Below are 14,021 nucleotides of genomic sequence, written 5' to 3'. Positions count from 1 at the left end.
GATGATAGCCCATCTTATTTTTCAGATTTATGCCCCTTTTACCTCTTGGGGCGAACCTGCTGTTGGCGAAATTCGCCACAGCAATATTATTCCCTCTCGCTCTGCTTTATTGGGATTAGTCTCGGCGGCGCTTGGCATTCGACGTGATGATAATCAAATTGATAATTTTAATCAGCATTACCATTTTGCGATTCGTCCTTTTATTGCTCATAATAGCTGGTTTAGAGATTTTCATACTGTTCAAGCTCCTAGAGCTAACAAAAAGCAAGTATGGCATACGCGTTTTGATGAAATTCGACAGACCCCCCTTGATCTAGAAACTTTATTATCACAGCGAGAATATTACAATGATGTTTACTATCAAATTGTAATGTCTGAAACTGAAAATTCACCCTATAGTTTAACCCAAATACAACAAGCATTACTTAACCCCGTTTTTCCATTATACGCAGGGAGGAAAAACTCACCTTTATCGTTGCCGTTATCGCCTATCTTGTATCAAGGAACATTGAGTGAGGCTTTTATTTTTGCAGACAAGCATTATCAAGAGTGTCATCGTCAAGATCCGGTTATTGATAAATTAGTCGAAAGCACTGCTGATGAATATTATTGGGAACAGACTAATCAAGAAGATCACTTTAAGATAATTAAAATTCAGCTTCGGCAAGATCAACCAATAAATCGTGAGCGCTGGCATTTTAGTTGTCGTCAGCAGTTTTCAGGCAAGTTGAAAGGGAGTGAATAGATGTATTTTTCTCGAGTTACTTTAAAACTAAACCAACTTCCTTATGTTATGCAACAGAAAATGCAAAATTCGGGACCTTATGCAATTCATCAATGGTTATGGCAACTCTTTCCTAATCAAGAAAAACGTACTTTTTTATTTCGGGAAGAGCGAATTGGTAAAGGTTATCAATATTATCTATTATCGGAAGTCGCACCACTCTCAAATCATCAGTTTTTTTTAATAGAAACTAAACCGTATCAACCAAAATTAACCGCTGGAATGAGATTGTTTTTTTCACTACGGGCGAATCCAGTAGTGTTTAAAAATGGTAAGCGTAGTGATGTGTTGATGGACGCTAAATATCCGATTAAAAAACAAAGGTTAAAAATAAAGACTAATGAGATAAAAACTCGCCAAAATGAAGCTGCAATAAATTGGTTAATTAAACAGAGTGAAACCAGAGGATTTTCATTATCAACGACTAACGATCAACAAGTAAATTGTGCAGTAATTAGTTATGTCCAACAGCAATTTATTAAAAAAAGTGATCTTAAACCAATTATTTACAGTAGCGTTGATTATCAAGGCGTGTTGACTGTGACGGATGCTGAATTGTTTTTAAATACCATCTATCAAGGAATAGGCAAAAGTAAAGGATTTGGTTGTGGTTTATTCTTGCTAAAACATTGTCAATAGGATTAACGGTTATGGTTTATATTCCACTTAATCCCATTCCTCTAAAAAATAGAACTTCAATGATTTTTTTACAATATGGACAAATTGATGTTCTAGATGGAGCGTTTGTATTAATTGATAAAACAGGCATTAGGACTCATATTCCAGTGGGTTCTATTGCTTGCATAATGTTAGAACCGGGCACCAGAGTTTCACATGCTGCTATCAAGTTGGCTGCAATGGTTGGAACCCTGCTCGTCTGGGTAGGTGAAGCAGGCGTCAGAATGTATTCATCGGGGCAACCCGGTGGAGCAAGATCTGACAAACTGCTTTACCAAGCTAAATTGGCATTAGATGATGATTTACGTTTAAAAGTGGTCAAAAAAATGTTTGAGTTACGATTTGGCGAACCTGCACCTAGTCGTCGTTCAATTGATCAGTTACGAGGTATTGAAGGATCGCGAGTACGTGAAACTTATTCATTACTGGCTAAACGTTATCATGTTAAATGGCACGGAAGAAAATACGACCCTAAAGATTGGCAAAAAGGCGATACGGTTAATCAATGTATAAGTGCAGCCACATCTTGCTTATATGGGATCACCGAAGCGGCTGTTTTAGCGGCTGGCTATGCTCCAGCAATCGGATTTGTACATAGTGGAAAACCACTCTCATTTGTTTATGATATTGCCGATATTATTAAGTTTGATACCGTTGTTCCCAAAGCGTTTGAAATAGCTGCAAAAAACAAGATTGATCCTGATCGGGAGGTTCGTGTGGCCTGTCGTGAAATTTTTAGAAGCCAGAAGACATTAGCAATATTAATTCCGCTTATTGAAGAAGTTTTGTCCGCTGGTGGTATAGAACCGCCTCTACAACCTGATTATGTCCTGCCACCCGCTATCCCAGAACCTCAATCTTTAGCCGATAGTGGCTTTAGGAGCCGCTAATATGAGTATGTGTGTTGTGGTAACTGAAAATGTTCCACCTCGATTACGTGGTCGTTTAGCAATTTGGTTACTTGAAATTAGAGCCGGAGTTTATATCGGTGACATATCAAAACCAATAAGAGAAATGATATGGCAACAAATTGTTAAACTTGCAGAAGAAGGCAATGTAGTCCTTGCTTGGGCGACTAATACAGAATCAGGATTTGACTTCCAAACTTATGGCGCTAATAGAAGGGTTCCGGTAGATTTAGATGGACTAAGATTAGTCTCTTTTTTACCTATTGAAAATCAATAGGTTAACGTTCTTTAAAAAATTAAAAAAATTGGTAGATTTTTGGGGTACCAATAAATCTAAATAAAACAATTATATATATTTAGAGTGTTCCCTGTATGCACAGGGATAAACCGCAGATGGGATTAGACGAGTCTGAACGAGACGAGTGTTCCCTGTATGCACAGGGATAAACCGTTAGAAAAATGGCTACTGACGGCAAATTATCAAGTGTTCCCTGTATGCACAGGGATAAACCGTCGTACGACACGATATTATCGATATCTGAAAAGTGTTCCCTGTATGCACAGGGATAAACCGCATAACCAATCGCTAATTTTGATTTCCTGTGCGTGTTCCCTGTATGCACAGGGATAAACCGTCATGGATTTTGTGGACCATGAGAATAAATATGTGTTCCCTGTATGCACAGGGATAAACCGCTCAGCGAGCTGTAGGTTTAAAAGCCAATCTTGTGTTCCCTGTATGCACAGGGATAAACCGTTACGAAAAATACGAACGAGGGATTGAAGAGGGTGTTCCCTGTATGCACAGGGATAAACCGACATAATTTTTTTTCCTGTTCTCGACGTTTAAGTGTTCCCTGTATGCACAGGGATAAACCGGAAACATTTAATTGGGTCGTCGCACCCAACATGTGTTCCCTGTATGCACAGGGATAAACCGCTATAATAATGGTAGCACAGCTAATGCGTACGTGTGTTCCCTGTATGTACAGGGATAAACCGTATTAGTGAGAACTAAAGATGGACGTAACATGACGTTTCCTGTATACACAGGGATATATAGTTAGATTAATTAGGTAAAGTAATAATAACGTTTTAACTTTATTTCTTTACCAATATCGGCATATATTCACTTTTATATTTTTATGAATATAAAAATCGAATGAGATTTATTAAAAATCTTAAATAGTTATGAAGTTCATTTTAAAACATGAATATTGAAAGTAACTGTTAACTAAACTAATAATCAAAAATAGCGTACAATAGAGCGTTATTAAACATATGATCATCATAAATAGTTTAGGAATTTAGCATGACAGGCAAATTTATTGTCATTGAAGGTCTTGAAGGTGCGGGTAAAACGACAGCAGTTAATACCGTTGCTCGTATTTTGAATCAATATTACATTTGCGATTTACAATTTACTCGTGAACCAGGTGGTACACCCATTGCTGAAGCATTACGCAATCTTATTAAAAATGGTTTGGATGATGAACCTTTGACGGATAAAGCTGAATTGTTGATGTTATATGCCGCTCGTATTCAATTGATTGATAATGTGATTAAGCCTGCTCTTAATGCTGGTAAATGGGTCATTGGTGATCGGCATGATTTATCAACGCAAGCTTATCAAGGCGGTGGTCGCCAGTTAGATAAAGTTTTTATCACCACATTAAAAGAGCAAGTTTTAGGTAATTTTAAGCCGGATTTAACTTTATATTTAGATATTGAACCACAAATTGGTTTAATGCGTGCTAGAGCAAGAGGTGAACTCGATCGTATTGAACAACAGTCATTACCCTTTTTTGAGCGAATTCGTCAACGTTATTTAGAGTTGGCAAATCAAGATGAAACCATTTTTACCATTGATGCATCTAAATCAATCAATCAGGTGACAATGCAAATTGAACAGATCCTAACAACATGGTTAACACAACAGGTTACTAATGTATGATTTTAAATGATTATCCTTGGCTGATATCGCCTTATCAACAATTTGCTGAAGGAATTATACATAAAAAGACTCATCATGCGTTATTGATTAATTACCTGCAAGGAAGTGGTGAAGATGAGTTCATTAATATGGTGGCTAATCGTTTATTATGTTTGTCTGCACAGCAATTAGAACCTTGTTCAAGTTGCCACAGTTGTAAGTTATTTATGTCCCATCATCACCCGGATTTTTACATCATAACGAATGAACAAGATAAACAATCTATTGGTATTGATCAAATTCGAAAAATTACCACTAAAGTGTACGAAAAATCCCAACAAGGTGGCAATAAAGTTATTTGGATTAAGCGGGCCGCTTTAATGACAGAAGCCGCAGCTAATGCATTACTTAAAACATTAGAAGAGCCTCCAGAAAATACCTACTTTATTTTAAGTGATGAGCATAATAGCCATTTATTACCAACAATTCATAGTCGTTGTTTTTCTTATTTTTTATCTGTACCTAAATTGGAGCAATCCATTGAGTGGTTAAAAAAGAGACATAATCAGCAAAGTAGCGATAATGAGCTTGCCTCTGCGCTGTTATTGAGCGAAAATGCGCCATTAGCTGCACTAGCTTTATTAAAACCAGAAAAGTGGCAGCAAAGAAAAGCATTTTGTGACCATTTATTACGTGTTGTACCTCATAATGATTATTGGCAACTTGCAAAAACATTTGATAATGAAGAATTTATTGAATGTATTATTTGGTTTTGTGCTTTATTAAGCGATGCATTAAAGGCAAAACAAAAAGCTGGTCGTTTTATTGTTAATCGTGATCAAGTACCATTAGTAAGATTATTAGCAACTAAAAGCAATGAAAAAATTTCTGCACTGTATGAATTATGGCTGCAGGCTAGGCGTTTATTATTGTCTGTAACAGGGCTAAATAAAGAATTAATTGTTTATAATGTGCTAGCTCAGTCTGAGATGATTAGTGATTAAGGCGTTAATATACTTTCTAAAGAACTTTCAGGTTCGATATATGTTTATAAAAGGAATGCAGTGAGTTATTTATCTATTGAATTTGGACTAATCTTTATCGTTTTTTTTGCGTTATATTGGCGGTATCGTCTTTTTCCTAAATTACAAAATAAATTACTTTTAGTTTCAAGTTATCTTATTGTGGCCAGTTTTAGCTTGCAGTTTGCGCTAATTCTTTTTATTTATACCTGTGTAATATATTTTTTCTCAATTATGATTGCCCGGTCAGATGAAAATGGTAATCGGTGGTTAATCTTGGCATTATGTTTATCAATAGCTAATTTGTCGCTGTTTAAATATTTTGATTTCTTCCGTTATGAGTTACAGGCCTTATTTAATTTCCTCCATATACCAATCGCACTACCTGTTGTAACAGTACTTATTCCTATTGGAATATCATTTTATACTCTTCATTCAGTTAGCTATATTGTCTCTGTTAAAAAAAGTGAATTACCGGTAGCTAAATTTTGGGATTTTGCACTGTTTTTATCTTTTTTCCCGAGTGTTATAGCGGGTCCAGTTAATCGTGCTAAAAATTTTTTACCTCAAATAACTACCCGTCATCCCCGCAAGATTTTACAACCTTTTAGAGCTTTTACTTTAATAATTTTATCTGTAATTAAAGTCTATTGTTTAGGCGGAATTATAAGTGAAAACTGGGTTACGCCAATTTTTGCTAATCCTTTAGAATTTAGTGTTATTGATTTGTTAGTAGGACTTTATGGTTATGCAATTCAAATTTACTTAAATTTTTCAGGCTATACCGATTTAGTTACTGGTATTGCTCTTTTATTAGGATTCCGATTACCAAATAATTTTAACTTCCCTTATTTAGCCTGTAATCTGCGAGAATTTTGGAGCCGTTGGCATATTAGTTTATCACACTGGATTCGTGATTATATCTATATTCCTCTTGGTGGTAATCGAAAAGGGCTTACTCGTACGCAAATTAATGTGATGTTGGCGATGTTAATATCGGGTTTATGGCATGGTGCTGGGATTAATTTTATTATTTGGGGCGCATGTCACGGAGTTGGTATTATAGCGCTTAATATTAGTGAACATTATTTTGGTCGAGGTTGGGTAACTGAACGTTCTCCTACATTAGCAAGGTTTCTCACTTGGCATTACGTGTGTTTTTCATGGTTATTTTTTAATTGTGAAAGTTTGCCTGATGCATTAGATTATTTAACCGCATTAACACACAACTTTTTGATTGAACCAAAATATATTGTAACTTTTTTAATTATCTATGTAGTATTTTTTATTTATCCGATATTAAAAAATATTCCAAATTGGTTTACTTTACTGATAAGTAGAATAAATCTGATTTACTTACCTATCATTTTTATTTCAGTATTGTGGTTGACAATATATATTGCACCATCTGGTGTGCCAAACTTTATTTATGCTAACTTTTGATTATGATGATAAATTATTATGGAATTTAAGAAATCGGTTACGAAAAATAAGAAAAAAACTTATTTGAATCTGAAATGGCAATCTCCTAATACATTGAATAAAGTTGCTTTCAAGCGTTCAAGAAAATTTGTTAAAAATAATGTTATTTCTGAAATTGTAAGAAGTACTTTATCAGCTCGATATATTTGTGTAATTTTACTTTTGACAGCGGTTGTTTTGATGTCAATTTATTACAAATCAATACTAATTTATTGGCAACAAACTTATCATTCAGATCTATTGGATTCCGATACGCTTACTGAAGATCCCACACCTGAAGAGTTGGAAAAAGATACAAGCGAAAGCATTATTGCACCTCAAGATGATTTAAACTCTAATGCAAAAGTGGATACTGATGAAAAAGAGGTTACTGATGAATCTGATCAAACTGAACAAACTGATGACGTGCCTGAACCTATCGAGACTATTGAAGAAAATCGATCCGAATCAAAAGAAAATAAACTTGAAACAAAAGAAGATATTCTAAGATTATTTGCAAGGGATGAATCACTTGATGATGAATCACTAGAGGATAAATCACTGGAAGATGAAGCACCTAAATTAGAGATTATTGATTCAGACACTAAGTCAGAAACTACAAAACAAACGACGCAAGAAACAATAACTAATACTGAAGATAATCCTGAAATTAAAGAGAAAAATGAAGTTGAGGTTGAAGCTGAAGATAAAGTTGACGAGAAAGTTCAACAAACATCTACGGAAGTTAAAACAATAGAAACGCAAATAACTCCGATAGATCAAAATCAACAACCAGAGGTTTTGTCTGATGATGCATCATTAGTTGATGAACCAATACCAATTGTATTGACTCAAAATGATAAAGTTTTTTTTGCTGGTGACTCTTTAATGCAAGGAGTTGCACCATATGTTAAAAAAATGTTATTCAAACAATATAGAATTGAAAGCATTGATTTAAGCAAACGTAGTACTGGACTAAGTTATCCTAAAGCTTTTGATTGGCCAAAAACGATTAATGATAAACTATCTGAAGATCCTTCAATTAAATTACTTGTCATTTTTTTAGGTGCTAACGATCCATGGGATTTTCCTGTTAAAGGTTATGCAACAAATGTAAGATTTAAATCTAAACTATGGGAAAAACAATATCGTTTACGTATTGCCAGTATTTTAGAACATGTCCAAAAACATCGTGTTCAAGTCCTTTGGCTTGCACCACCTTGTATGCGTAAGAAAAAACTAAATGATGGTATGGTTTATCTTAATAAATTATATCAGTCAGAGCTTGAAAAAACTCAACAACATTTTCTAACAACCAATGAGTTACTCGGTTGTTCATACGAAAAATTCAATAGTTTTGTTGAGAAGAATAAAGAGAAAATCAGAGTAAGGGTTGATGATGGGGTTCACTTTACACCTTCAGGTCAAAAAATTCTGGCAAAGGCCATTATGGAAAAAATAATTTTCAAAAAATTAGAGGATGTCCATAGTGAATAAGTTCTTAAAGTCTTTTCTGACGGTTATTTTGGTTACTTTCACTTTTGGATATGGTGTGACTGAAAGTGAAGCTGTTACGGGGTCTGGAATTATTGATTTTGGTGATCCAAATGCGAAACAATTTGCTACCCGATTGAAATCATTAATGACCAATAAAAGAGCAAATAATGTTGTTAATATCACTCAATTTGGTGATTCTCATACCGCAGCTGATTTTTTTACTGGTGAATTTAGAACATTGATGCAAGGAAAATATGGTGATGCTGGTATTGGTTGGATAACACCAATAGCCATAAAAGGTCAAAGCCATGCAGCAGTGACTTGGAAAAGTAAAAATTGGGATGTGTTAAGTAGTAGAACCTTGAGTAATAGAGATTTTCCTATGGGTGGCTTTATTGCCAGACCTAACCAAAATTCTGCGGTATTACAGATTCAACCTAAATCAGATTATAATGCGGATTGGCGGGTTCAGTTAATTTTTAAACCATTAAAAAATACGTCTAATTTATTTGGTCTTTATGATAATAATAATAAAAGAATTAAATTTGACTATGTCCCTAAAGCTAATGTTTGGCAAAGTGTATCTGTGGTTGCTAAAATGCCACTAAAAATAACAGGGCAAAGTACAGTTGAACTTGGGGGCATTTGGTTAACTCGTTACCAGCAACCTGGTGTTATTGTCTCAGCAATTGCTACAAATGGGGCAAGGCAGGCTATATGGCAGAAATGGAGCCCAAGTTGGTTTAAAGAGCTATCTTTATCAAAAAGTGATTTAATTATACTCGAGTATGGAACCAATGAAAGTTTTGATGAAACTTTAGATCTCAATGCATACCGAAAAAATTTAATTAATAATATACGGCTCATTCGTAAATCATTACCCAATGCCGCTATCTTAATAATGACGCCACCTGATACAATGGTTAATCAAAAAGATATACCTAAATCATTTTCGGCAATAATGAATATTCAAAAACAGGTAGCTAGAACTGAAAAAACATTATTTTGGGATTGGCAAAGAGCTATGGGCGGTAAATTTGCTATTAAAGAATGGCGTAAACGCGGTTTAGCTCGTCCAGATTTAGTTCATCAAACTTTGAAAGGTTATAAAGAAAGCGCACGAATATTTTATAACGATTTAAATGAATTTGTACAAAAAAGATAGATAAAATTTAAGATAAAAAAGGGATAAATGAGTTATGTCATCACCAATTATTGTTGCTGTTGATTTTGCTGATGTTAAGTCAGCTTGGAATTTTATTGATCGGGTTGATCCGAAAGATTGTCGTTTAAAAATTGGTAAAGAATTGTTTACTCATGCTGGACCTGAATTTATAAAACAGATTATGAATAAAGGCTTTGAAATTTTTTTAGATCTTAAATTTCATGATATTCCAAATACCGTGGCTAAGGCAGTAGCAGCGGCGGCTGATTTAGGTGTTTGGATGACTAATGTTCATGCTAGTGGCGGAATTCGTATGATGGAGGCTGCAAAAGATGCACTTTATCCTTATGGTAAAGATGCACCACTTTTAATTGCGGTAACAGTATTAACGAGTATGGAAGCGGCAGATCTTAAAGATATTGGTATTAATGTTTCACCTTTAGAACAAGCAACCAAATTAGCTATACTTGCGAAAAATTGTGGGCTTGACGGAGTGGTTTGCTCAGCTAAAGAAGTACAAAGTTTTAGAACTAGACTTGGTAGTAATTTTAAATTGGTCACACCTGGTATTCGTCCTGTAGATTCAGGGCCTGATGATCAGCGTCGTATCATGACACCACAACGAGCTCAAGCGGCCGGCTCCGATTATTTAGTCATTGGTAGACCAATTACGAGAGCAGAAGATCCTGCTAAAGCATTACAATCTATTTTATCTACCCTTGATTTAAGTAAGAGTTAATTTAATTATGTCCGATAATCCTCTTGTTTATTCGACCGATCAAGGACGAATTAAACCAATAGAAGCAAAGTTATCTCGCCCTAAAGGTGATGGTACTATACGTATTCAACGACAGACTTCGGGGCGTAAAGGGAAAGGCGTATGTGTTATTTCTGGTTTTGATTTGGATGATAATCAATTATCTAAATTAGCAGGAGAACTAAAAAAACGTTGTGGATGTGGCGGCTCTATTAAAGATGGAACGATTGAAATTCAAGGCGATAAAAGAGATTTGCTAAAGTCGTTGTTAGAAGATAAAGGCTTTAAAGTTAAACTTGCTGGCGGATGATTTAACTGTTAAAACATAACTCCCATATATAAAATTATGGGAGTTATATATTCAAAAATTAATTTGAACGATAAGTGCGCATTTTTTTACTGATATCGCGACGTTCTTTAGATATTTCAGCATTTTTAATAATATAATCATCAACTCGATCATCATAATCGCTTTTCATATTAGCAATAATAGCTTGAAGTTCTTCATACGTCATATTTGGTTTAATGTATTCACTTAGGTTTTCAAGTAAGAGTACACGTTTTTGGTTATCGCGAATTTTTTTCTCATTATCTGAAATTTCGCGTTTTAATTTATTTAAACGACGTGATAGGCGAATGTATTCTAATACATCTTGAAACGATGGTGCACTTGCTTTTTCCTTGTCCATCTAAAACCCCTTAATTGTAAAAAATTGAAAAATAAACCTTGTCTAATTATATACTAATAATTTTTTAAGGTCATATTAATTATATTTTTAAATATCATCAGATTTTGTTGGAAAATTCAATAATTAATTGCCTTTTTATGATTTATTTATCGGCATTTAAAATTATTGTTGAATTTAGTCATTAATTTTATACTTAAACGTATGCACTTCCTCAAATATTTTTACAAAAAAGAGAAAAATTAAAACAACTATTAAGAATTATTACAAAATATTATACAATAGCCCAATATTTCTAAAGAGTATCTAATGAGAGAATCATAATGAGCTGGATTGAGAAAATTCTAAGTAAAAATAATATATCGTCAGATCATAAAAAGGCGAATATTCCCGGTGGGGTTTGGACCAAATGTAGTAATTGTGAACAGGTCATTTATCAAGCTGAACTAGATCGTAATTTAGAGGTGTGTCCGAAATGTGATCACCATATGCATATTGCTGCAAGAGTAAGATTATACCGATTTTTAGATGAAGGTTCGGATGTTGAAATCGGTGCAGAACTTGCTCCAAAAGATATCTTAAAATTTAAAGATACTAAAAAATATAAAGATCGGTTAACCGCTGCTCAAAAAGATACCCGTGAAAAAGAAGCCATGGTGGTTATGAAAGGCACACTACTTGGTATTCCTGTTGTGGTCGCTTGTTTTGAGTTTGCATTTATTGGCGGCTCAATGTCCTCAGTTGTTGGCGCATTATTTACTCGTGCTGCTGAACAAGCTATTGCTGATAAGTGTCCATTAATCTGTTTTTCAACTAGTGGTGGTGCACGAATGCAAGAAGCACTATTTTCATTAATGCAAATGGCAAAAACGAGCGCTATTTTGGCTAAAATGCAAGATGAAGGTTTACCTTATATTTCAGTTATGACTGACCCTACAATGGGTGGTGTATCAGCAAGTTTAGCTATGCTTGGTGATATTAATATCGCTGAACCAAAAGCATTAATAGGTTTTGCAGGTCCTCGCGTTATTCAACAAACCGTTCGAGAAACGTTACCCGAAGGCTTTCAACGTAGTGAGTTTCTGCTAGAAAAAGGCGCACTTGATATGATTATCCATCGTAAAGATATGCGACCAAAAATTGCTGGTTTGATCGCGAAATTAATGAAACTTCCAGCCCCTTTTTATGATGCCACCAATAATGAAACAATGTAACTAATCATGCAAGTTGAAAAACCTAATGCCTTGTCTGATCTATCAGCGTGGCTTTGTTATCTAGAACAACTACATCCCTCGACAATTGATCTCGGTTTGGAGCGTGTCAAAACTGTTGCTCAGCGCCTTAATTTATTGCAACCAGCACCTTATATATTTACGGTTGCTGGTACTAATGGTAAAGGAACAACTTGTAAAACACTTGAGATGATATTACTTGCAGCCAATTTACATGTTGGTGTTTATAGTTCTCCTCATTTATTACGTTTTACAGAACGAGTGCGAATTGATAATCAAGAATCAACAGAGCAAGAAACGATAAATGCATTTACACAAATTGAGGATGCGCGCGGTGAGATCTCACTTACCTATTTTGAATATGCTACTCTCGCTGCTCTGTATCAATTCAAACAAGCTAAATTAGATGTTGTTATTTTAGAGGTCGGATTAGGTGGTAGGCTTGATGCAACTAATATTGTCGATGCTGATGTTGCAATTGTGACAACTATAGGTATTGATCATGTTGATTATTTAGGTAGTACACGTGAAAGTATAGGTCGAGAAAAGGCAGGTATCTTTAAGTCTAAAAGTATTGCTATCGTGGGTGAACCAGATATTCCTATGTCAATTTTAGATGTAGCTAAGTCCGTCAATTGTCCTATTCATAGCATTAATCATGATTGGTTTTATGAGCAAAAAAGTAGCGATAAATGGGATTTTTATTCTAGTCAATGTCAATATCAATCTTTACCAATTCCTAAAGTCCCTTTAGCTAACGCTGCAACAGCAATTGCCGCTTTAAGTTATTCATCAATCCAAATTGAAACAAGACAAATAAGTGAAGGTTTATTGAATTCAAGTCTGGTTGGACGATTTCAGACAATAAATACAGAACCACTAGTAATAATCGACGTCGCTCATAACCCCCATGCAGCAGGCTACCTAACAAAACAATTAGCATTATTGCGAACAGAAAAAAAATATTTAGGTAAAGTTAGATTTGTTATTGCTATGCTTAAAGATAAAGACATTAAAAGTACTTTGTCTATATTGAAAGGGGATGTTTGGTATTGTGCCTCACTTTATGGTGAACGTGGATGCCGTAGTGAAGTATTGAAACAATATTTAATAGAGGATAATAAGTTTAATGTATCAACATTCGATAACGTTTTAGATGCTTATCAAATGGCTCTACAAGATGCTAAAAAAGATGATATTATAGTGGTATGTGGTTCGTTTCATACGGTATCTGATGTTTTAGCTAATTTAGCGGATTAAGTTTAATTAATCATGATGAAAAATAAAAAAAGTAGCAGCAATAATCAAAATAGAATAAGAAATCAACTCGTTGGTTTTGCAACATTATTGTTAATTTTAGCTGTAATAGCGCCATGGATCCTAATAGATAAATCTAATCAACGAACTTTAGCTACTCCAATTTTACAACCAGAAATAGTTAATCAACAAAATCAACTCATAAATTCACCTAATGAATCAGGGGGTGATTTTGACAATACTAGTAATATACCTAATACTTCGTATATTTCGGGTGTAGATCAAAATTCAAGCCCATTGACGTTACAAGATATTTCCGAAAATGACGAGTCAGATTCGAAAGTTTCAGTTTCAGGACAAGAAACCAAAACATTTATGATCCAACTAACAGCGTTAAAAAATAAACAAAAAATTGAAGAACTCGTTGCATTATTGAGATTAAATAATTATAACGTGAGGCTCATACCTAAAAATCCAGAACCGAATCAAGTAATTAAATTACAAGTTGGTCCATATGCAAAAAAGGAACAAGCAGAACAAATTATTACTAATTTAAATAATTTGACAAAATTGAAAGGGATTATTGTAGCCAATTAAGAATTATTTTTTTATATCAAAGATAATTCTTAATTTATAACTTT

At 34.3% G+C, this 14,021-nt stretch carries 15 protein-coding genes and 1 CRISPR repeat array; of the genes, 14 read left to right on the top strand and 1 reads right to left on the bottom strand.

Translation table 11 applies throughout. The features are described from left to right. The first annotated feature begins 1 nt into the window (after position 1). The 11 genes from cas5e (at position 2) to yciH (ending at position 10,515) form a co-directional block, all read left to right on the top strand. Positions 2-745: a type I-E CRISPR-associated protein Cas5/CasD gene (gene cas5e, locus H3T96_RS05115; protein ID WP_144091756.1), complete on the top strand. Its 744-nt coding sequence runs from the start codon at positions 2-4 to the stop codon at positions 743-745. After that, positions 746-1,423 carry a type I-E CRISPR-associated protein Cas6/Cse3/CasE gene (gene cas6e, locus H3T96_RS05110; protein WP_144091757.1) on the top strand — a complete coding sequence of 226 codons (678 nt, stop codon included), beginning with the start codon at positions 746-748 and terminating at the stop codon, positions 1,421-1,423. It abuts the gene before it with no gap. 11 nt (positions 1,424-1,434) lie between these two features. Further along, complete coding sequence (gene cas1e, locus H3T96_RS05105; protein ID WP_144091797.1) at positions 1,435-2,352, top strand: type I-E CRISPR-associated endonuclease Cas1e; 918 nt, start codon at positions 1,435-1,437, stop codon at positions 2,350-2,352. Position 2,353: 1 nt separating this feature from the next. Continuing rightward, entirely contained in the window at positions 2,354-2,647 is a 294-nt protein-coding gene (cas2e, locus tag H3T96_RS05100; RefSeq protein WP_025316428.1) for a type I-E CRISPR-associated endoribonuclease Cas2e, read from the top strand. Between the two features lie 84 nt (positions 2,648-2,731). Further along, a CRISPR array of direct repeats spans positions 2,732-3,433; the repeat unit is 29 nt; unit sequence GTGTTCCCTGTATGCACAGGGATAAACCG. Positions 3,434-3,682: 249 nt separating this feature from the next. Continuing rightward, positions 3,683-4,324: a dTMP kinase gene (gene tmk, locus H3T96_RS05095; RefSeq protein WP_144091758.1), complete on the top strand. Its 642-nt coding sequence runs from the start codon at positions 3,683-3,685 to the stop codon at positions 4,322-4,324. Further along, positions 4,321-5,307, top strand: coding sequence for a DNA polymerase III subunit delta' (holB, locus tag H3T96_RS05090; protein WP_144091759.1), 987 nt, complete (start codon positions 4,321-4,323; stop codon positions 5,305-5,307). The genes tmk and holB overlap by 4 nt, the downstream gene beginning before the upstream one ends. Before the next feature lie 60 nt (positions 5,308-5,367). Further along, positions 5,368-6,768, top strand: coding sequence for an MBOAT family protein (locus H3T96_RS05085; protein ID WP_144091760.1), 1,401 nt, complete (start codon positions 5,368-5,370; stop codon positions 6,766-6,768). Between the two features lie 18 nt (positions 6,769-6,786). Then, positions 6,787-8,283, top strand: a complete 1,497-nt coding sequence (locus H3T96_RS05080) for a DUF459 domain-containing protein (protein WP_144091761.1) — start codon at positions 6,787-6,789, stop codon at positions 8,281-8,283. Then, entirely contained in the window at positions 8,276-9,448 is a 1,173-nt protein-coding gene (locus tag H3T96_RS05075) for a hypothetical protein (RefSeq protein ID WP_172398405.1), read from the top strand. Before H3T96_RS05080 ends, H3T96_RS05075 begins: the two co-directional genes overlap by 8 nt. A gap of 34 nt (positions 9,449-9,482) precedes the next feature. After that, positions 9,483-10,187, top strand: coding sequence for an orotidine-5'-phosphate decarboxylase (pyrF, locus tag H3T96_RS05070; RefSeq protein WP_086326389.1), 705 nt, complete (start codon positions 9,483-9,485; stop codon positions 10,185-10,187). A gap of 4 nt (positions 10,188-10,191) precedes the next feature. Next, entirely contained in the window at positions 10,192-10,515 is a 324-nt protein-coding gene (yciH, locus tag H3T96_RS05065) for a stress response translation initiation inhibitor YciH (RefSeq protein ID WP_367301860.1), read from the top strand. Positions 10,516-10,573: 58 nt separating this feature from the next. On the opposite strand, the gene tmaR is transcribed toward yciH, so the two are convergent. Continuing rightward, positions 10,574-10,894, bottom strand: a complete 321-nt coding sequence (gene tmaR, locus H3T96_RS05060) for a PTS system regulator TmaR (protein ID WP_025316420.1) — start codon at positions 10,892-10,894, stop codon at positions 10,574-10,576. 320 nt (positions 10,895-11,214) lie between these two features. On the opposite strand from tmaR, the gene accD reads away from it, so the two are divergent. The 3 genes from accD to H3T96_RS05045 are packed head-to-tail and all read left to right on the top strand — an operon-like array spanning position 11,215 to position 13,977. Beyond that, positions 11,215-12,105, top strand: a complete 891-nt coding sequence (gene accD, locus H3T96_RS05055; RefSeq protein ID WP_086327175.1) for an acetyl-CoA carboxylase, carboxyltransferase subunit beta — start codon at positions 11,215-11,217, stop codon at positions 12,103-12,105. Positions 12,106-12,108: 3 nt separating this feature from the next. Further along, positions 12,109-13,383 (top strand): bifunctional tetrahydrofolate synthase/dihydrofolate synthase, encoded by a 1,275-nt coding sequence (gene folC / locus H3T96_RS05050; RefSeq protein WP_144091762.1) that lies wholly within the window; start codon positions 12,109-12,111, stop codon positions 13,381-13,383. Between the two features lie 12 nt (positions 13,384-13,395). Beyond that, positions 13,396-13,977 carry an SPOR domain-containing protein gene (locus tag H3T96_RS05045; RefSeq protein WP_086327177.1) on the top strand — a complete coding sequence of 194 codons (582 nt, stop codon included), beginning with the start codon at positions 13,396-13,398 and terminating at the stop codon, positions 13,975-13,977. Positions 13,978-14,021 lie beyond the last annotated feature (44 nt).

The organism is Gilliamella sp. W8136 (assembly GCF_016101285.1).
Taxonomy (GTDB): domain Bacteria; phylum Pseudomonadota; class Gammaproteobacteria; order Enterobacterales; family Orbaceae; genus Gilliamella; species Gilliamella apicola_N.
This window is presented reverse-complemented; position numbering and strand designations above follow the sequence as displayed.